The organism is Pseudomonas sp. (genome assembly GCF_030696055.1).
GTDB lineage: Bacteria > Pseudomonadota > Gammaproteobacteria > Pseudomonadales > Pseudomonadaceae > Aquipseudomonas.
The window spans coordinates 1-19,191 of the sequence record NZ_JAUYNP010000043.1; the positions used below are offsets into that span (position 1 = coordinate 1).

16 protein-coding genes are annotated in these 19,191 nt (G+C 65.9%); 6 read left to right on the plus strand and 10 right to left on the minus strand.

Going from position 1 to position 19,191, the window contains the following annotated elements; translation table 11 throughout:
* The 3 genes from Q8Q83_RS02230 to Q8Q83_RS02240 form a co-directional block, all read left to right on the plus strand.
* On the plus strand, window positions 1–892 hold an 892-nt coding region (locus Q8Q83_RS02230; RefSeq protein ID WP_305620749.1), incomplete at its 5' end, for a 3-hydroxyacyl-CoA dehydrogenase family protein.
* 132 nt (window positions 893–1,024) lie between these two features.
* Window positions 1,025–2,188, plus strand: coding sequence for an iron-containing alcohol dehydrogenase (locus tag Q8Q83_RS02235; RefSeq protein ID WP_305620751.1), 1,164 nt, complete (start codon window positions 1,025–1,027; stop codon window positions 2,186–2,188).
* A 22-nt stretch (window positions 2,189–2,210) separates the two neighbouring features.
* Window positions 2,211–2,648, plus strand: a complete 438-nt coding sequence (locus tag Q8Q83_RS02240; RefSeq protein WP_305620753.1) for a thioesterase family protein — start codon at window positions 2,211–2,213, stop codon at window positions 2,646–2,648.
* Between the two features lie 141 nt (window positions 2,649–2,789).
* On the opposite strand, the gene Q8Q83_RS02245 is transcribed toward Q8Q83_RS02240, so the two are convergent.
* Together Q8Q83_RS02245 and yrfG are read right to left on the minus strand one after the other, a co-directional pair.
* Window positions 2,790–3,251 carry a glycine zipper domain-containing protein gene (locus Q8Q83_RS02245; protein WP_305620755.1) on the minus strand — a complete coding sequence of 154 codons (462 nt, stop codon included), beginning with the start codon at window positions 3,249–3,251 and terminating at the stop codon, window positions 2,790–2,792.
* Between the two features lie 135 nt (window positions 3,252–3,386).
* Window positions 3,387–4,049: a GMP/IMP nucleotidase gene (yrfG, locus tag Q8Q83_RS02250; protein ID WP_305620756.1), complete on the minus strand. Its 663-nt coding sequence runs from the start codon at window positions 4,047–4,049 to the stop codon at window positions 3,387–3,389.
* 411 nt (window positions 4,050–4,460) lie between these two features.
* Here yrfG and nudE point away from each other — a divergent pair, with 411 nt between their 5' ends.
* Window positions 4,461–5,027, plus strand: a complete 567-nt coding sequence (gene nudE, locus Q8Q83_RS02255) for an ADP compounds hydrolase NudE (protein ID WP_305620758.1) — start codon at window positions 4,461–4,463, stop codon at window positions 5,025–5,027.
* 11 nt (window positions 5,028–5,038) lie between these two features.
* Window positions 5,039–5,845, plus strand: a complete 807-nt coding sequence (gene cysQ / locus Q8Q83_RS02260) for a 3'(2'),5'-bisphosphate nucleotidase CysQ (protein ID WP_305620771.1) — start codon at window positions 5,039–5,041, stop codon at window positions 5,843–5,845.
* A 187-nt stretch (window positions 5,846–6,032) separates the two neighbouring features.
* On the opposite strand, the gene Q8Q83_RS02265 is transcribed toward cysQ, so the two are convergent.
* From Q8Q83_RS02265 to Q8Q83_RS02275, 3 genes are all read right to left on the minus strand, one after another.
* Complete coding sequence (locus tag Q8Q83_RS02265) at window positions 6,033–7,958, minus strand: beta-ketoacyl synthase (RefSeq protein ID WP_305620760.1); 1,926 nt, start codon at window positions 7,956–7,958, stop codon at window positions 6,033–6,035.
* A gap of 246 nt (window positions 7,959–8,204) precedes the next feature.
* Window positions 8,205–9,812, minus strand: a complete 1,608-nt coding sequence (locus Q8Q83_RS02270) for a DUF3369 domain-containing protein (protein ID WP_305620761.1) — start codon at window positions 9,810–9,812, stop codon at window positions 8,205–8,207.
* Entirely contained in the window at window positions 9,809–11,320 is a 1,512-nt protein-coding gene (locus Q8Q83_RS02275) for a sensor histidine kinase (protein ID WP_305620763.1), read from the minus strand. The genes Q8Q83_RS02270 and Q8Q83_RS02275 overlap by 4 nt, the downstream gene beginning before the upstream one ends.
* 151 nt (window positions 11,321–11,471) lie before the next feature.
* Here Q8Q83_RS02275 and Q8Q83_RS02280 point away from each other — a divergent pair, with 151 nt between their 5' ends.
* On the plus strand, window positions 11,472–12,266 hold the full coding sequence (locus tag Q8Q83_RS02280) for an ABC transporter substrate-binding protein (RefSeq protein WP_305620764.1): 795 nt from the start codon (window positions 11,472–11,474) through the stop codon (window positions 12,264–12,266).
* 369 nt (window positions 12,267–12,635) lie between these two features.
* On the opposite strand, the gene dctM is transcribed toward Q8Q83_RS02280, so the two are convergent.
* The 5 genes from dctM to Q8Q83_RS02305 all read right to left on the minus strand — a co-directional run bounded on the left by dctM (window position 12,636) and on the right by Q8Q83_RS02305 (window position 19,172).
* On the minus strand, window positions 12,636–13,919 hold the full coding sequence (dctM, locus tag Q8Q83_RS02285) for a C4-dicarboxylate TRAP transporter large permease protein DctM (protein WP_305620765.1): 1,284 nt from the start codon (window positions 13,917–13,919) through the stop codon (window positions 12,636–12,638).
* Window positions 13,916–14,560 (minus strand): TRAP transporter small permease, encoded by a 645-nt coding sequence (locus Q8Q83_RS02290; RefSeq protein ID WP_305620767.1) that lies wholly within the window; start codon window positions 14,558–14,560, stop codon window positions 13,916–13,918. The genes dctM and Q8Q83_RS02290 overlap by 4 nt, the downstream gene beginning before the upstream one ends.
* A 129-nt stretch (window positions 14,561–14,689) precedes the next feature.
* Window positions 14,690–15,679 (minus strand): C4-dicarboxylate TRAP substrate-binding protein DctP, encoded by a 990-nt coding sequence (gene dctP / locus Q8Q83_RS02295; protein WP_305620773.1) that lies wholly within the window; start codon window positions 15,677–15,679, stop codon window positions 14,690–14,692.
* A gap of 284 nt (window positions 15,680–15,963) precedes the next feature.
* Window positions 15,964–17,361 (minus strand): sigma-54 dependent transcriptional regulator, encoded by a 1,398-nt coding sequence (locus Q8Q83_RS02300; protein ID WP_305620768.1) that lies wholly within the window; start codon window positions 17,359–17,361, stop codon window positions 15,964–15,966.
* Window positions 17,358–19,172: an ATP-binding protein gene (locus Q8Q83_RS02305; RefSeq protein WP_305620769.1), complete on the minus strand. Its 1,815-nt coding sequence runs from the start codon at window positions 19,170–19,172 to the stop codon at window positions 17,358–17,360. Before Q8Q83_RS02305 ends, Q8Q83_RS02300 begins: the two co-directional genes overlap by 4 nt.
* Window positions 19,173–19,191: the final 19 nt, after the last annotated feature.

Here is a 19,191-nt window from a genome sequence, read left to right on the forward strand (position 1 = left end):
TATTCTCGCCAGCAATACCTCGGCGCTGGATATCGACGCCATCGCCGCCGTCACCGCGCGCCCCGAGCAGGTGCTGGGCCTGCACTTCTTCAGCCCGGCGCACATCATGAAGCTGCTGGAGATAGTCCGCGGCGCCAAGACCGCGCCGGCGGTGCTACAGGCTGCGCTGGAGCTGGGCCAGCGTATCGGCAAGGTGGCGGTGGTGGCGGGTAACTGCCATGGCTTTATCGGCAACCGCATGCTGCACAGCTATGTGCGCGAGGCGCGCATGCTGCTGCTCGAAGGCGCCTACCCGTATCAGGTGGACGCCGCGCTGCAGGGTTTCGGCTTCGCCATGGGACCGTTCCGCATGTACGACGTGGTCGGCATCGACCTCGAATGGCGCGCCCGCGAGCTGGCAGGCAAGGGCCAGGACGACCCGGCGGTGCAGGTCGACAACCACCTCTGTGGCCTCGGCCGCTTCGGCCAGAAGGCGCGCCTGGGTTATTACCGCTACGCCGAAGGCAGTCGCCAGGCCGAGCATGACCCGGAGGTGGATGCCCTGGTGCTGCAGGTCTCCGAGCAACTGGGCTTTGCCCGCCGCGCCATAGGCCCCGAGGAAATCCTCGAGCGCTGCCTGCTGGCGCTGGTCAACGAGGGGGCGAAAATCCTCGAAGAGCGGATCGCCGCCACTAGCCAGGATATCGATCGGGTCTACCTCAATGGCTACGGCTTCCCGGCGGACAAGGGCGGGCCCATGGCCTGGGCCGATAGCCAGGACGCGGCGCAATTGCTGACGCGTTTGCAGCGGCTCCAGCAGCGCTTTGGCCAGCACTGGCGGCCGGCCAGCTTGATCGAGCAACTGGCGGCCAACGGCCAGCGTTTTGCCGATGTGCGCGAAGGCGAGCTATAAGCAATCAAGCCCGCTCGCCTCCTACAGGCAGGGATGCAATCCGGGGATGGGCTTGCGCTGGCCTCCCCGGATTGCATCCGGGTTACGACTGCACCGTACGAACCGAGGCACCGACTAATCAGGGGAATCCGCATGCAGCCATTCAGCTTTGCCACCACAGCGCAGATCCTCTGCGAAACCGGCGCGTCCCGGCGTCTTGCCGAACTGTGTCGCGAGCGCGGGGCGCGGCGGGTGCTGCTCGTTACCGATCCGGGTATCAGTCAGCTCGGCCTGCTTGACGAGGTGCTGCCCGGTTTTGCCTTGGCCGGGTTGAGCGTCGAGCTGTTCGATCGGGTGGTCGCCGACCCGCCGGAAGCCATACTGCTCGGCGCCGTTGCCCAGGCCAAGGCGCTGGGCGCCGAACTGATAGTGGGCTTCGGCGGCGGCAGTTCCATGGATGTGGCCAAGCTGGTGGCCCTGCTCGCCCATCCCGAGTGCCGGCAGAGCCTGGCGGATATCTATGGCGTGGGCAATGCCCGCGGCCCGCGCCTGCCGCTGATCCTGGTGCCGACCACCGCCGGTACCGGCTCCGAGGTCACCCAGGTGGCCATTATCACCACGGGCGCGACCAGCAAGATGGGCGTGGTGTCGCCGCTATTGTTGCCGGACCTGGCGCTGCTGGATGCCGAACTCACCCTCGGCCTGCCGCCGGCGGTGACCGCCGCCACCGGCATCGACGCCATGGTGCACGCCATCGAGGCCTACACCAGCAAGCTGAAGAAGAACCCGCTGTCCGACCTGCTGGCCCGCGAGGCGCTGCGCCTGCTGGCGGCCAATCTGGATGAGGTGGTGCATAACGGCGGCAACCGCGCGGCGCGCCAGGCCATGCTGCTCGGCTCCTGCCTGGCCGGGCAGGCCTTTGCCAACGCGCCGGTGGCGGCGGTGCACGCACTGGCCTATCCATTGGGCGGGCATCTGCATATCCCCCATGGCCTGAGCAATGCACTGGTGTTGCCCCATGTGCTGGGCTTTAACGCCAGCGTCGCCGCGCCGCTGTATGCCGAGTTGGCCCCGCTGGTGCTGGGCGACAAGCTGCGCCCGGGCAGCGCCCTGCAGCAGACCGAGCAGCTGATTGGCGCGCTGGCCGACTTCAGCGAGCGCAGTGGCCTACCGACCCGCCTGCGCGATGCCGGCGTGCCGCAAGCCCTGCTACCGACCCTGGCCAGCGACGCCATGCTGCAACAGCGCCTGCTGGTGAATAACCCGCAGGAGATGACCGAGGCCCATGCCTTGGCGATCTATCAGGTGGCCTATTGATGATTAGCGACAAGGATTCCGCATGAACCCACCCCAACATCTACGCCGCGACTACCGGCACTTTCAGCCGCTCAGCACGCGTTGGCACGACAACGATATTTACGGCCATGTGAATAACGTCACCTACTACAGCTTCTTCGACAGCGCGGTGAACAGCTACCTGATCGAGGTCGGTGGCCTGGATATCCATAACGGCGACGTGGTGGGCTTCGTGGTCAGTTCCAGCTGCGACTACTTCGCCTCCATCGCCTTTCCCGAGCGCATCGAGATCGGCCTGCGGGTCGGCAAACTGGGTAACAGTTCGGTGCAGTACGAGCTGGCGGTGTTCAAGGCCGGCGAGGAAGAGGCCTGTGCGGCGGGACGCTTCGTGCATGTGTTCGTCGATCGGGCGAGCAACAGGCCGGTGTCGATTCCACAGGCATTGCGCGGTGCGCTGACGGCCTTGCTGGTGCCGGCTTGATCTGCGGACAGAAAAAATTGTCTGGAACAATTTTTAACGTCGCACAGCGACGGCCCGGAGGGGTGGCCACCATGGATGGCGGGCCATAAAAAAACCGCTGACCCAGGCTGAGGCAGCGGTTTTTTCCCAGGCACTCAACGCTTAGTGATGTTTGTGCTTCTTATGCTTTCTGCCATAACGGTTATCGTGCTCGTCGTAATGGTCATGGTCGCGCACATAGTAACGGCCGCCGTCGTTATCGCGGCTATCGCCGGCCATCTCATTGCCCAGGGCGCCACCGGCGGCGCCGCCCAGGCCGGCGCCAATGGTCGAGCCGGTGCTGCCGCCGAGCTTGCCGCCCAGCACCGAACCACCGGCGGCACCCAGGCCACCACCCAGGGCGGCTTCGGTCTTGTTGCCGTCGCGCGCGGTGATCACGCCACCGGCGGCGCCGCCCAGGCCCGCACCTATGGCCGCACCGGTGCTGCCACCGACCTGTTGGCCAATCACGTTGCCCAAGGCACCCCCGACACCACTGCCGATGGCCACCTTGCCGGTATCGCCGGCATGGGCCAGGGGGATCAGCAGAGCGCTGAGGGTTAGCGCGGAAATCAGAGTACGCATACTGCAAACCTCAAATAAAAATGGACTGTGGCTGGGCGAATTAGACGCGGATAACGGCGAAAATTCACACCGTCAGTCGGCTGGCATGCTTTCAGCCGTTCGGCTTGTGACGCAGGGCGCAATTGTCAGGCGAGGTTAGAGGCCGCGCAGCAGTTCGCGGTAGTCGTCCACCGCGGCGAATTCTTCGCTGTCCTTGGGCCCGGCCTGGCTGTCCGGCTGGCGCACCGCGAGCAAATGGCCGACGCCGAAGGTGCGGGCGCTGCGCAGGATCGGCAGGCTGTCGTCGATTATCAGGCTGCGCGCCGGGTCGAAGGCGAAGTCTTCCTGCAGGGCGTGCCAGAACTGCTGGTCTTCCTTGGGGTAGCCGTAGTCGTGGGAGCTGATCAGCCGGTCGAAGAACGGCGCCAGTTTGATGCGCTCCAGCTTCAGCGACAGCGAATCGCGATGGGCATTGGTGATCAGCGCCACCCGCTTGCCGGCGCCGCGCAGGGCTTTGATAAAGGTGTCGGCGTCCGGGCGCAGGGCGATCAGATGCGCCACTTCGCGCTTGAGTTCGCGCACCGAGAGATTCAGCTCGCGGCTCCAGAAATCCGTGCAGTACCAGTTGAGCTGGCCGGCATGTTGGCGGAACAGCGGCAGCAATTCGGCCTCGGCCTGCTCGCGGCTGATGCCATGCAGCTCGGCATAGCGCTGCGGCAGGTGCTGCAGCCAGAAGTGGTTGTCGAAATGCAGGTCGAGCAATGTGCCGTCCATATCCAGCAGGACGGTGTCGATGGCGTTCCAGGCTAATGCGGGCATGGCGGCTTCTTGGTGGCGGGTTGTGCGGGCTGTCGCGCTTCGCTCAGTTATCGTCGTTATCGCGCAATCTCTGCCGCAGATAATAGCGACAGCCGCGTTATGATAACCCGCCAGACCCCGCCGCGAGGTTGTAGACAAACTACTGCGCTAGGCCATGCGGCGTTGTAACGGAGCGAAGCGCAGTAACAGCTGAAAGCTGGCCCACTGGGTGAGCGAAGCGAATAAATCAGTCTCAGAGTGCTCATGTACCGCTCGTACACTCCGCCTCTTCGACTGATTGACCAGCAATGCTGTTACTGCGTTGCGCCTTGTGCCCCACATGGATGTGGGAAATGCCGCAACCCGTATGGAACGGGTGCGGCCCTAGCCGTCGCTCGCTACGTTTGTATACAGCCTCTCAGGAGCCGCCCCATGCGTCAGAAGCCCACCGTACTCGCCCGCGAGATAGTCGCCAGCAGTCGCCTGTTCCGTGTCGAGGAGTTGCAGCTGCGCTTCAGCAATGGCGTGGAGCGCACCTACGAGCGGCTGGTCGGCAAGGGCGTGGGCTATGGCGCTGTGATGGTGGTGGCCATGCTCGATGCCGAGCATGCGTTGCTGGTGGAGGAATACTGCGGCGGCACCGACGACTATCAGTTGTCGCTGCCCAAGGGCCTGATCGAGCCGGGCGAGGATGCGCTGGAGGCGGCCAACCGCGAGCTCAAGGAAGAGGCCGGCTTCGGCGCGCGGCAGTTGGAGCATCTGGCCGAGCTGAGCCTGTCGCCGGGTTATATGAGCCAGAAGATCCAGGTGGTGCTGGCCTGGGACCTGTTCGAGGAGCGCTTGCCCGGTGATGAGCCCGAGCCGATGCGGGTGGACAAGGTCAACCTGCGCGAGCTGTCGAGCCTGATCCAGCAGGCGCAATTCAGCGAAGGCCGCGCCCTGGCCGCCCTCTACCTGGCGCGCGACCTGTTGATTCAACGTGGAGCTTTCAGCCTGTGAGCCATCCCCTGATGCCCGCGGTGATCGAGCTGGTGCGCCAGGCCGGCGCCGCCATCCTGCCGCACTGGCGCGCCGGCGTGGTGGTGAACGAGAAGGCCGATGCCTCGCCGGTGACCGCGGCCGATATGGCCGCCCACCATATTCTCAACGACGGCTTGCTGGCCCTCGACCCGAGCATCCCGGTGCTCTCCGAGGAGGCCGCGGACATTGCCCTGAGCGAGCGCGCACAGTGGAGCCGCTGGTGGCTGGTCGACCCGCTGGATGGCACCAAGGAATTTATTGCCGGCAGCGAGGAATTTACCGTCAATGTAGCGCTGATCGAGCGGGGCCGGGTGGTGTTCGGCGTGGTCGGCATTCCGGCCAATGGCCGCTGCTATTACGGAGGCGCCGGCCTGGGCGCCTGGCGCGCGGATGCGGCGGGGGCGAGCGAAGCGATCGAGGTGCGCCTGGCGCCGCAGGAAACCTTTACCCTGGTGGCCAGTCGGCGGCATTCCAGCCCGGCCCAGGAGCGTTTGCTCGAGGGCTTGAGCGAGCGTTTCGGCGATGTGCAGCTGGCCAGTGTCGGCAGCTCGTTGAAGTTCTGCCTGCTGGCCGAAGGCAACGCCGATTGCTACCCGCGCCTGGCGCCGACTTCGCAATGGGACACCGCCGCCGCCCAGGGCGTGCTGGAGGGTGCCGGTGGCGAGGTGCTGAATCTCAAGGGTGAAGTGCTGCGTTACGAGGCGCGGGAGTCCCTGCTTAACCCGTCCTTTCTCGCCTTGCCGGCCGCCGCCGCATGGCGCGCCGAGCTGATCCAGCTGGCCCGCGCCCTGGATTAAACCGCTTCGGTTGTAGGGTGGAGATGGCGAAGCCTTGTCCACCACTGCGGCTCAAGCGGTGGACAAGCCTGGCGGCATGTCCACCCTACGGGTCGTAGGATGGGTTAGCTGCGTAGCAGCGTTACCCATCGTCCTGCGGTCGAGTGATGGGTATCGCTTCGCTCAACCCATCCTACGAGGCCGGCGCTTAGTCGAGCATATCGCTGTAACGCGAATCCTTGCGGAACACCAGCGGCTGGGCGAAGCCCGGCACCTTGATCTGCTCGCGGCCGATCTCGATCTGCTGGTCGTCGATCAGGTCGTGGCCGAAGTTGTAGATGATCTCCAGCTGCCCCTGGGTCGCCTGCTGATCGTAGGCCTGCGCGGCGGCGCGAGTCTGCTCGCGGCGCGTGCAGTAGGCGGCGAAGGCCGCTTCGCCATGGCGCTTGCGCAGCATGCGCTCGACCACATGGGGCGCCAGCAGCAGGGCGCTGGCGTTGTTGCCGCCGAAACCCTTGGAGTTGATAAAGCACAGGTCCAGTTGTTCGGGGGCGCGGACGCGGTCCTGGGTGGCGAAGCTGAGGTGCTGCTGGTGCACATCCTCGGCCACTTCGTCGATGGTCTTGATCCCCGGAATGATGCCGTACTTGAAGCTGCCCAATGCCGAGATCACCTGATCGCCGCTGGCGGTGGCCAGGGAGTGGCCGACGAAGGCCTTCACCGCGGTCACCGGCCATTGCTCGATGGCGAAGGCGCTGGCGACGCGGTCGAGAATTGCCGATTCGGTGACGCGGTTGGCCGGGGTGCTGGAGCCGTGGGCATGCACGAAGCTGCGCTCACGCACGGCGTCGATGCCCAGCAGTTGCACGGCGCTGGCCACCGCCTTGGCCACGGTCAGGTAGTTGCCTGGGCCGGGGGCGGAGATGGATTTCTTGAAGCCGTCGGCGTTGATAAACACATCCGGCACCGCGCCGTGGATATCGGCGCCCAGCTCCAGGGCCAGCTCGTCGTCCATCAGCACCACGAACTGGCAGGCTTCGGCCAGGGTGAAGCCGCAGTTGTCGCCGAACGGGCGGCTGGCGCGGCGGAAGTCTACCTCGCTCTGGGCCACCTGCTCCTTGCCTTCGATCTGGCGCAGGCCGTCTTCGGTGGCCAGGGCGCCCATGGCGCCGTAACCCTCGATGCACTCCTGGGTGATCGGCGCTTCGCTGTTGCCGACTATGGCCACCCGCGCCTTGCCCGCGGCGATCAGCTCGATGCCTTTCTGCAGGTTGTAGAGGAAGGTGGCGCAGGCGCCGGTGATGCTGCCGGTGGTGCCGACGCTGCCCAGCACATAGGCGTTGATAAAGTCCGCCGGCATGGTGTTGAGGCCCAGGGCCAGCTGCTTGGCGGTGACCCGGCCGCCTTTCAGGCGCGACTGCATCAGGCCGCCGAAACCGTTTTCGTCCAGCTGGCTCATGATGCTGCCAGCAAATACCGCCACTTCATCCGGCGCCACGCGGTCGACTATCGACTGCCAGGGCAGGCCGGTGGAACGCAACGCGTCGGTGACACCGACTATGGTCATCTGCAGGCCGCGCGGGTGGAAGCGCGAGTTGTACAGCTCGCCGGGCTCGAAGCCAGTCGGCAATTGGCCGGCGGATTTCACCGGCAGGGCGCGGTAGCTGTCGACCTTGAACTCGCAGTTGTCGTGCAGGGTCACCTGCACTTCGCTGGCATTCAGCTCTGCCACCGACCAGTTGGCCGGCAACGGCTCGGGCAGCTGCTTGCGGCTGCTGATAAAACTCAGCGGGCTGCCGGGCACGGCGCTGAGGCTGATGTTCTTCTGCCAATGGGCTGCGTCGACATCCAGGTGCTGCTTCTCGATGCGCCGCACCAGGGTCGAGGCGAGGATCTGCTCGGCATAGCGGCTGTCGATCTCGGCCAGGCTCAGGGCCTTGCCCTCGGCGTCCTGGTAGACGCCCTCGACCACCCGCAGCAATTTCATCATCACCGCCAGGCCGGCCAGGGTCTGCTGACGCGCCGCGCTGTCCATCGACTCGATCACGGTGCGGCGGAAGCCATGGTGGAAGGAGCTGCGGCCGGCCGCGTTATAGCCACCAAAACCAACGATCACAGGTAAGCGTGAGGTCACTCGAGAACTCCTTCAAAAGATGACGCCAGACAAGCGCAGATAAGGTGGTAACGGCTTGTCGGTCTGACTAGAGCGCTCTAGCGCGGCGAAGTTGCCGCAAACAAGCGCCAGCATGGCTGTTCGGATGCCTATGCTGACGTGATTACTGACTTGTGAGTCACGGTTTCGCCCAAGCCGAGGCTGCGCCGCGGCCAGCGCAAGGTGGCGGTTGATGCCGGTCGCCGAGCATTCCCGGGTGGCTCTCGACTAAAGCGCTACTGCGCCGGCCTGTCCTGCGTGGGCCTGGCTGTAGGCCTGGTATTCGTTGTCCACCACCTCGAGAAAGGCCGCCACCACCAGGGGGTCGAACTGGCTGCCGGCGCGTTCGCGGATATAGGCCAGGGCCTGCTCCAGCGGCCAGGGTTCCTTGTAGGGGCGCTTGTGCAGCAGGGCGTCGAACACATCCACCACCGTGACTATGCGCGCCGACAGCGGAATGGCCGCGCCGCTCAGGGCGGCCGGATAGCCCTTGCCGTCGTAGTGCTCATGGTGGCCGCTGGCGATCTCGGCACCGAGGGACAGGTAGCTCTGGCCGTCGACCATGCGCGCCGCCCGCTCGAGTATGGTGGCGCCGATGATCGCATGCTGGCGCATCACCTGCTGCTGCGCCGGGTCGTGCTGGCCGGGCTTGAACAGCACAATGTCCGGGGTGGCCACCTTGCCGACGTCGTGGAGGATGCTGGCCATGCCGACCAGATCGAGAAAACGCGGTGTCAGCTGTTCCGGGTAATGGCCCTGGGCGGCCAGGTGGCGGGCGGTGCGGTCGGTCCAGTGGCGCACGCGCAGCACATGTTCGCCGGTTTCGTTGTCGCGGAACTCTGCCAGGTCGGCCAGGGCCACCACCGTGGCTTCCTGGGCGCGGGCCATCTGCAGGTGATGGTTGAGGTTGTCGAAGGCGGACGAGATGCGGCTGCAGAACACCTCCAGCAGGGCCTTGTCCACCTCGGTCAGAGGCCAGGGCGGGGTGAAGTACAGGGCGAATTCGTGGTTGCCGTGGGTCGGGATATAGAGCACTTCGTGCAGCGGCTGATGCAGGCTGCCGCGGGTCTTGAAGGCCTGCTGGATCTGCGGGTAGATCGGGTTCGCCGGGTCCAGGCGGGCCTGGCGCTCCAGCTCGGCGAAGCGCCCGGTGGCGCCCAAGACCTGCGGCGCGCCGCTGGCACCCTCGCGCAGGCAGAGAATGCCATGGGTGCCGACGTCCAGCACGGCGCCGACCAGGGCCAGCACCCCGGAGGCGAACTCGCGCAGCGAGTGCAGCTGGTAGAGATTGCTCGAGCCCGCGAGTATCTGGCTCAGGCCCTGGCGGCTGCGGTCGATCGACAGCAGGCTCTCATGGGCGCGCAGGGAGGCGATGACGGTGGTGTAGAGGCGCTGGATGCTCAGTTCGGTCTTGGCTTTGTAGTCATTGATGTCGTAGGCCAGTATCACCTCCTGCTCCGGCGCCTGACCCGGCTGGCCGGTGCGCAGCACGATGCGCACCAGGTTGTTGCTCAGCTCCTCGCGGATGCGCCGCACCAGCACCAGCCCGGCGTTCTCGGTTTCCATCACCACATCCAGCAACACCAGGGCGGTATCCGGGTAGCGCTGCAGCAGGCTGAAGCCTTCCTCGCCGGAATAGGCGTGCAACAGCTCCAGGCCGCGGCCCTTGTACTGGATGTCGCGCAGGGACAGGCGGGTTACTTTGTGCACATCGGGTTCGTCGTCGACTATCAGCACTCGCCAGGGCGCCAGCAGGGCCTTGGGGCTGGGCTGCTCGGCGCTGTCGTCGAGCAACCAGTCCTGGTTGCTATCGGTGGAGTTCTGCGTACTGCTCATATCGGTTGGCCCTCCGCTAGCGGAGCGACCAGAGGGAGATGCAGGCTGAAGCGAGTCCCTTGCCCCGGCGCGCTGGTCACTGCGATCTGGCCACCCATACGCTTGGTAATTAAGTTATAGACCACATGCAGGCCAAGTCCGCTGCCGCCCGACCCGCGGCGCGTGGTGAAGAAGGGTTCGAAGATATGCGGCAGCTGCTTGGGCGCTATGCCGCAGCCGTCGTCCTCGAAGATCAGGCACAGGTGTTCGCCTTCGGTTTGCCCCGACAGGCGGATCAAGCCGCTGTCCGGCGCGGCGAAGGCATGGGTCAGGGCATTCACCAGCAGGTTGGTCACCACCTGGGCCAGGGCACCGGGATAGCCGTCCAGCTGGATGCCGACGGGGCAGTCGTTGCGCACCTCGATCGGCCGGCGTTTGAAGGTGGGGCGCAGGCTCTCGATCACCTCGTCGAGGTAGCTGGCCAGTTCGAAGCTGCGCCTGGCCTCGCTGGTCTGGTCCACCGCCACCTGCTTGAAACTGTGCACCAGGTGCGCCGCGCGCTGGGCGTTGGCGAGGATCAGCTCGACGCTTTCGCGGGCGGTTTGCAGGTAGCCGTCCAGTTCGGATTTCTTCACCTGGCCGCTTTCCAGCAGCAGGGAGAAGCGTCGGGTCGCTTCGGCCAGCAGGCTGGCCCCGGTTAGGCTGATCCCCAGCGGGGTGTTGATCTCATGGGCCACCCCGGCGACCAGGCCACCGAGGGCGGCGAGCTTCTCGGCCTCGACCAGGGAGACCTGGGTCTGCTGCAGGTGCTCGTAGGCGCTGCGGATGGTGTCCTCGGCGTGTTGCTTGGCTTCCAGGTCATCGCTCAGGCGTTGGGCGATGCGGTTGAAGCCCTCCACCACTTCGCCGAACTCGTCATCGCGCTGGCCCAGTTGCAGCAGCGAGGAGGAGCTGTCGCGGTGCTCCGCCGCCCTCAGCAAGGCATCGCGCAGCGCCTGCAGCGGTTTGAGCACCTGCAGGCGTAGGCTCAGGGACAGCGCGGCGACCAGCAGCAGGTCGAGGGCGAGTACCTCGGCGAAACGCTGCCAGACCTGGTTGCGCAGGGTGCGTTCGAGCTCCTCGCGCGACAGCAGCACCTCGACCCGGCCGAGCAGTTCGGGGGCGTTGAGTTGTTGGGTGCTGAGGTCGAACTGCAGGCGGTCGAGGTCGCCGGCGCTGCTGTCGGCCGTGCTGGGCAACAGGCCTTTGGCGCCCATCAGCTCGCCGGAATCCAGATAGACGGCGATACCCAGCACGGGGGATTGCAGCTCGGCGCTCAGATTCTCGGCCAGGGTCAGGCTGTCCAGGTTCCACACCGGGTTGACCAGGTTGATCTGCAGGCGCTGCTGCAGATTGCTGCGCGCCTGCCGGTAGTCCTGGTTCAGCTGGGTATCCAGGCGCCAGTAGGCCCAGGCCCCGGAACCCGCCAACAGCAGGGTGACCAGCAGGACGAACAGCACATTCAGACGAAAACCTATGCTGCGATGCATCGCATTGCTCCGCGGCTTCACTTAGCAGGGTATAGCAGCTACCGGCGCGACATGGCGGCGCTGCGGGTCTGGCGGATAGGCGCGCGTGCCGTGCAGCACCGCGGGCTGGGCTGAACTATGGTTGCAGGACGCTGTTGTGCCTGGGGCGCCCATGAGCCGCTTGTCTCTGTTGATCCTGTCGCTGTTGTGCCTCGCCGGCTTGCCGGCCCAGGCCGGGCCGCTGCCGACTTGCCCGCAGCCGATCAAACTGGCCTTGCACGACTTCGGCCTGCTCTATTCCAAGGCGCAGGCGCGCGGCATCGACAAGGATCTGGTGGCCGAGCTGGCCAGGCGTAGCGGCTGCCGTTTCCAGATCAGCAGCATGCCGCGGGCGCGGATCTGGAAGATGCTCGAGGCCGGTCACCTGGATATGGCCACCTCGGGGGTGTTGACCGCCGAGCGCGCGGCCTATGCCTGTGTGATCGATGTGATGGCGCTGAAGAACCAGCTGGTGCTGCGGCGCGACGTTGCCCAGACCAGCCTGAGCGCTTTTGTCGGCGAACCGCGGCTGCGCCTGGGGGTGATTCGCGGCTTCAGCTACGGTGCCGGCTACGACGAGCTGATCCGCCTGCTGCGTGGCCTGGGCCGGGTGGATGAGTCGACCGACTTCGCCCAGCTCTACGACAAGCTGGCCGCCGGGCGCTTCCAGGCGACCCTCTCGCAGTCCGTCAACTATTACCCCGAGCTGCAGCGGCGCGGGCTGCGCGAGCAGGTGCAGATACTCGACTGGATGCCCCACGAGGGGCCCATGATCGGCGGCCTGATTTTGAGCAAGCGCTATTGCAGCGCGGCCGAACTGGACAAATGGCGCGCCCTGGTCGAAGGCATGCGCGCCGATGGCAGCTGGCGGCGCATCCTGCTCGACTACTTGCCCGAGCCTGAGGTGGAGTCGATGTTGCGGTTTTGAAGCGAGCCTCCTGCTTGGTCGTTATTAGGATTATGGCGTTTGTCCCAGCTGGCGAGGAAAAAGGCTATGTGCAAGTTAGGTGTTGCATAAGGCTTTGGGGGGAGTGGATAGGGTGCGCTGTGCGCACCAGCGCAGACCGCGGGGGGGCTTGGTGCGCACGGCGCACCCAATCTCAGGAGACCGCGTATTCAAGCGCCGGCGCCTGGGTACAACACCTGACGGCGACAATAGCGAAAAAATGGCCGGGAGCCATTTTTAACGTCGCGCAGCGACGGCCCGCAGGGTGGCCGCCAAGGATGGCGGGCCATAAAAAAAACCCGGCACTAGGCCGGGCTAAAAGTGTGTAGGGAAGTACACACGGAGTTGCTGTCAGCTCATGCCCAGCCAGTTCGGCAGGGCCAGGGAGATGGCCGGGATATAGGTGATGCTCACCAGGAAGCCGAGCAACAGCATCAGCCAGGGCCAGGCGGCCTTGACCACGGCGGTCAGCGGCATGCCGGTGACCGCCGAGGTGACGAACAGGTTGAGCCCCACCGGCGGGGTGATCAGGCCGATTTCCATGTTCACCACCATGATGATGCCCAGGTGGATAGGGTCGATGCCCAGCTGCACGGCAATCGGGAAGAGGATAGGCGCGAGGATCAGGATGATCGCCGAGGGCTCCATAAAGGCCCCGGCTACCAGCAGCACCAGGTTGACCACCAGGAGGAACTGCCAGGGCTGCAGGCCCATCTCGATCACCCAGGCGGTGATGGTCTGGGGGATCTGCTCGGTGGTCAGCACGTGGGCGAAGAGCATGGCGTTGGCGATGATGAACATCAGCATGATGGACAGCTTGCCCGACTCCAACAGCACCTTGGGGCACTCGCGCAGGCTCATGTCCTTGTACACGAACAACGCCACGCAGCCGGCGTAGACCGCCGCCACCGCCGCCGCCTCGGTGGGGGTGAACATGCCGGTGTAGATACCGCCGAGGATGATCACCATCAGCAGCAGGCCCCAGATCGCCTCGCGTCCGGTGCTCAGCAGCTCGCGCAGGCTGGCCCGCGGCATGGCCGGCAGGTTCATCTTGCGCGCGACTAGATAGATCGCCAGCATCAGGATCACGCCGAGCAGCAGCCCCGGTATGACTCCGGCCATAAACAGCTTGCCCACCGACTGCTCGGTGGCAGCGGCGTACACCACCATGACGATCGACGGCGGGATCAGGATGCCCAGGGTGCCGGCGTTGCATACGATGCCGGCGCCGAACGCCTGCGGATAACCGGAGCGCACCATGCCGGCGATGGCGATCGAGCCCACCGCCGCGACCGTGGCCGGCGAGGAGCCGGACAACGCGGCGAACAGCATGCAGGCCAGCACCGCGGAAATCGCCAGGCCGCCGCGGATATGCCCGACGCAGGCATTGGCGAAGTCGATCAGGCGCTTGGCCACGCCGCCGGTGGTCATAAAGGCGCCCGACAGCAGGAAGAACGGAATCGCCAGCAAGGTGTAGTGCTCGCTGGTCTCGAACAGCTTGATCGCCAGCGAACGCACCGAGTCCGGGCTGAACAGCATGATGGTCAGCGAGCCGGCCAGGCCCAGGGAGGCGGCGATCGGCACGCCGATAAACATCAGCAGAAATAGCAGCAGGAAGAGAAACAGAATGGTCATGGCTTGGGTTCCTTCTGCTGGGGCTGCTCGTGCTCGGTCAGCTTCAGCGCTTCGGCGGCTTCATCGGCCAGACCGAGACCGCTCTGCTGGTTACGCAGGATGCGCACGAAGACCTCCAGGAAACGGATAAACACCAGGGCGTAGCCGAGCGGCACTATCAGGGTGATATGCCACTGCATGATGCCGAAGTGGCCGAGGTCCTCGGCGCCGATGCCGGCGCTAAACAGGGTGCGTACCCAGTCGAAGCTGGCCACCGTGATCAGCCCGGCATAGCCCAGGCAGGCCAGGCAGGCGATCAGGCCGATGATGCGTTGCACCGGCTTGCTGGCCAGCTTGACTAGGGCGTCGACGCCTATATGCCCGGCGGTGCGCACGCCGTAGGCCAGGCCGAAGAAGATCAGCCAGGCGAACAGGGCCTTGGTCAGGGCGATACTCCAGGTCATGCTCTGGGCCAGGTCGAGGATGAAGTCGCCGATGGCGAGCAGGGTCGCGTTGCCGCCCAAGTAGTCACCCAGGCTGTAGAACAGCGTGTAGAAGTTGTTGAGGATCACGTAGACGAAGGTCACCAGGGTCATGGCGGCCAGCAGAAAGGCGATAAAGCCTTCCTCGAAATGGTCCCAGACGCGCCGCAAGGCGTTCATCGATAGAGTCTCCAGTGGTGGAGTGGAGGGCCAGGGCAGCCCCAACGGGGTTGCCCTGGCGCAATCGGCCGGCAGCGGGGCGGTTGCCGCCGCTGCCGGTGGGTTACGCCGCTGCGCGGCTAACCCACCCTACTGGTTGGCGGCGTCCGCGGCCTCGATCAGGTCGGCGCCGATTTCGCCTTCGAACTTGCTCCACACAGGCTGCATGGCGTCGCGCCATTGGCCGCGCTGCTCCGGGGTCAGGGCGATGATTTCGCTGGTCTTGGCCGCGAGAATGCGCTGCTTGTCGCCTTCGTTGAGGGCGTCGGCCTGCTTGTTCACCTCGGCGGTCACTTCCACGACTATCTTGTCCAGCTCGCCGCGTACGTCAGCCGGCAGGCCGTTCCAGAACTGGGTGTTGGTGATCAGCATATAGTCCAGCACGCCGTGGTTGGACTCGGTGATGAACTTCTGCACTTCATGCATCTTCTGGCTGTAGATGTTCGAGTAGGGGTTCTCGGCACCGTTGACCACGCCGGTCTGCAGGCCCTGATAGACCTCGGCGAAGCTCATCTTGCGCGGGTTGGCGCGCACCGCCTTGAACTGCTCCTCCAGCACGGCGGAGGCCTGCACGCGGAACTTCAGGCCGCGGGCATCCTTTGGCTCGTGCAGGGCCTTGTTGGCCGACAGCTGCTTGAGGCCGTTGTGCCAGTAGGCCAGGCCGGTGATGTTCTTGGCTTGCATGGACTTGAGCAGGGCCTGACCTGCCGGGCTCTGCTGGAAGCGGTCGACGGCGGCCATGTCGTTGAACAGGAACGGCAGGTCGAACACCTGGATCTGCTTGGTGTACTGCTCGAACTTGGCCAGGGACGGCGCGATCAGCTGCACGTCGCCGAGCAGCAGGGCTTCCATCTCCTTGCCGTCGCCGAACAGCGAGGAGTTCGGGTAGACCTCGACCCTGACCTTGCCGGGCAGGCGTTCTTCGGCGAGCTTCTTGAACAGCGCGGCGCCCTGGCCTTTCGGCGTATGGTCGGCGACCACGTGGGAGAACTTGATCACTATCGGCTCGGCGGCCTGGGCCAGGCCGGCGAGGCTTAGCGACAGGGCGCAGGCCAGCGCCTTGGCAGTCAGTTTGAATATGGAGTGCTTCCTCATGGAGTGCTTCCTCTTGTTGTTGTGTTTATCGCGTTATGCGCCGCGGCGCTGCAGGTCGAACGAAGCCGATCGGACGAACCAGCAAGTCTAGGCGGCCTGTCAGAAAACGACGGGCGCTGGGGCAGCGAGCGCCTGGACTGGTAGTGGCAGGGTTCGCCTGGCAGAGGCTAGAGCAACTGCCATGCCAGAGCGGGAAAAGCCCTACCCGGGCTTGGCCGGGACGGGTGAGACAGCGCCGGGCTGGGCTGGCTTTGGCGGAAATCCGCCAGTTACTCGAAGGATTCTGGCGAATTTCCGCCAGCCTCGGCGACGCTCAGGCCGTGCTTGCGCAGTTTGTCGTGCAGGGTCTTGCGCGGTATGCCCAGGGCTTCGGCCAGGCTGCGCAGGGAGCCGTGGGAACGGTTCAGCTCGGCGCAGATCAGGCTGCGCTCGAAGGCCTCCACCTGGGCGCTAAGGTTGCCGCCCTCAGGTGCGGTATGTGGCGTCTGCTCGGGGTGCGCCCGCAGCTCGAGCTCCAGGTCCAGCTCCAGGCCCAGGGCGAAGCGCTCGGCGGCATTTTGCAGCTCGCGCACATTGCCCGGCCAGGGGTGGCGCAGCAGCGACGCGCGCTGTGGCGCTGGCAGCACTCGCTCGGGCAATCCGTGGCGATTGCTGGCGGCCGCGGCGAAGTGCTGGAACAGCAGCAGGGCGTCTTCGCCGCGTTCGCGCAGCGGCGGAATGCGCAGCGGCGCGACGTTCAGGCGGTAATACAGGTCGGCGCGGAAGCGCCCCTGGTCGGCGGCCTGGCGCAGGTCTTCCTTGGTCGCGGCGATCACGCGGATATCCAGGGGGATCAGCTGGTTACCGCCGAGGCGCTCGACTACCCGCTCCTGCAGCAGGCGCAGGAGCTTGACCTGTACGTCCAGGCTCATGCTCTCGATCTCGTCGAGAAACAGGGTGCCGCCGCCCGCGAACTCGAATTTGCCGATGCGGCGTTTTTGCGCGCCGGTAAAGGCCCCGGGCTCGTGGCCGAACAGCTCGCTTTCCACCACCGACTCGGCCAGGGCGCCGGCGTTGATCGCGACGAAGGGGCCTTTGTTGCGCGGGGACAGATCGTGCAGGGCGCGCGCCACCACCTCCTTGCCGGCGCCGGTTTCGCCGAGGATCAACACGTCGCTGTTGATCGCCGCCAGGGCGCCGACCTGTTCGCGCAGGCGCTGCATGGCCGGCGACTGGCCGAGCAGACGAGCGGCCAGAGTATTTCGATCGGCCAGGGCCAGGCGCAGGCTGCGGTTGTCCAGCACCAGGCGGCGTAGTTCCAGGGCGCGGCGCACGCTGTCGAGCAGGGTGTCGCTGGCGAAGGGTTTCTCCAGAAAGTCGTAGGCGCCGGAGCGCATGGCTTGCACCGCCAGGGGCACGTCGCCGTGGCCGGTGATCAGCAGTACCGGCAGTTCCGGGTCCTGCTGGTGCAGCTGTTCGAGCAGTTGCAGGCCGTCGATGCCGGGCATGCGGATATCGCTGACCACCACCCCCGGCCAGTCGTGGCCGATGCGCGCGGCCAGGCCGCGGGCGTCGGCCAGGCTGGTGACGTGCAGGCCGGCCAGGTCGAGAGTCTGGCTCAAGGCCTGGCGCAGGTGCGGGTCGTCATCGATCAGCAGCACCTGGGTGCGCGTGTCTAGGCGGGTCATAGCGAGAAGTCCTCCGACGACTGGGAGTTAACGCCCTGGGCGGCGGTGCGCAGGCGCAGGCACAGCAGCGCACCGCCGGTGGGGTGGTTGGCCAACAGCAGTTCACCGCCGAGGGCGCGCATCAAGGTATCGCAGATGGCCAGGCCGAGGCCGAGGCCCTGGGCGCTGGTCTTGGTGGTGAAAAACGGCTCGCGGGCGCGTTGCAGAGCCTCGACGGAGAAGCCCGGGCCGTTGTCGCGCAGTTGCAGTTCGATGTACTCAGCATCCTGCCGGGTGCTAAGCCACAGGCGGCGTGGTGGCGCTACTTCGCTCAAGGCATCCAGGGCGTTGGCCAACAGGTTGCCGAGCACCTGGCGCAGGCGGGTTTCGCCGGCCTGCACCCAGAGGGTGGCCTCTGGCAGATCGCGGATCAGCTCGACCTGCATGGCGCGCCGGCGCTTGGCCAGCAGCGCCAGGGCGTCATCGATGGCCGGCTGCAGGGCCACGCTTTCCGGGGCATGGTGGTCGCGGCGGGCGAAAGCGCGCAAATGCGCGATGATCGAGGCCATGCGCTCGGTCAGCTCGCTGATCAGCCTGAGGTTGCTGCGCGCGTCCTCGCCCCGCTGGTGGTCGAGCAGCACCCCGGCGTTGTCGGCGTAGCTGCGGATTGCCGCCAGGGGTTGGTTGAGTTCGTGGCTGATGCTCGCGCTCATGGTGCCGAGGGCCGACAGTTTGCTGGCCTGGACCAGTTCGTCCTGGGCCTGGACCAGCTCCTGCTGGGCCTGTTCGCGCTCCAGCACTTCCTGTTTGAGGCGGCTGTTGAGCAGCTCCAGGTCATGGGTGCGCTCCAGCACCCGTTGCTCAAGCTGCTGGCGCGCGCGGGCGTCCAGGGCGATGCGTTCGAGGTAATGACGCCGGCGTTGCATCAGCAGGCCGAGCAACAACAGCAGCAGCAGCAGCAGGCCACCGCCGGCGGCCAGGGCGGTGCGCACCGGCCGTTCGAGCAGGCTGCGCGGGGCCAGGATGCTCACCGTCCAGCCGGTTTCCTGCAGCTCGCGGTCTTGCCTGAGCCAGCGCTGCGCATCCAGTTGCAGCGGCGTCGGGGCCTGGGTCGGGTAGGGCCGGTTGGCGGCGATGGCGGCGCGTTCGGCGCTATCCAGCGGGCGGCTGGCGGTAAAGCGCCAGGCACTGTTAGAGGTGAGTATCACCACGCCGTTGGCGTCGGTCACCAGCAGCTGTTCCGGGGTGTTGCCCCACAGGGTCTCGGTGAAATCCAGGTCGACCTTGACCACCAGCACGCCGAGGGTCTGCGCGCCGTCCTGCACCGCCGCGGCGAAGAAGTAACCGCGCTTGCCCGAGGTGGTGCCCAGGCCGAAGAAGCGTCCGGCCCGGCCGGCGATGGCCTCGCGAAAATACGGGCGGAAGGCGAAGTTGCGCCCGACGAAGGAGTTGGCCTGCTCCCAGTTGGAGGCCGCCAGGGTCTTGCCGGCGGGGTCCATCAGGTAGATCACGTCGGCCCCGGTCTGCGCGCGCACCTTATCCAGCAGGCGGTTGGCCTGGTCCTGGGTAGTGGGCTCCTGCGGCTGTTGCAGGGCCAGGCGCAGCGCCGGCAAGTCGCCGAGAATCGCCGGCAGCACTTCGTAGCGGCGCAAGGTGCCGAGCAGGTTGGCCACGTAGAGGTCGAGGGTCTGGCGGTTCTGTTCGATCAGTACGCCGCTGTAGTAACGCTCGGCCAGCTGTTGCAGCGGCCACAGCAACGGGGCCAGCAGCAGGGTCAGCAGGATCAGGCTGCGCCAGCGCGGACGACGGGGATGCGGCAGCGGTATAGACATGGGGCTACTCGTGGTTGGG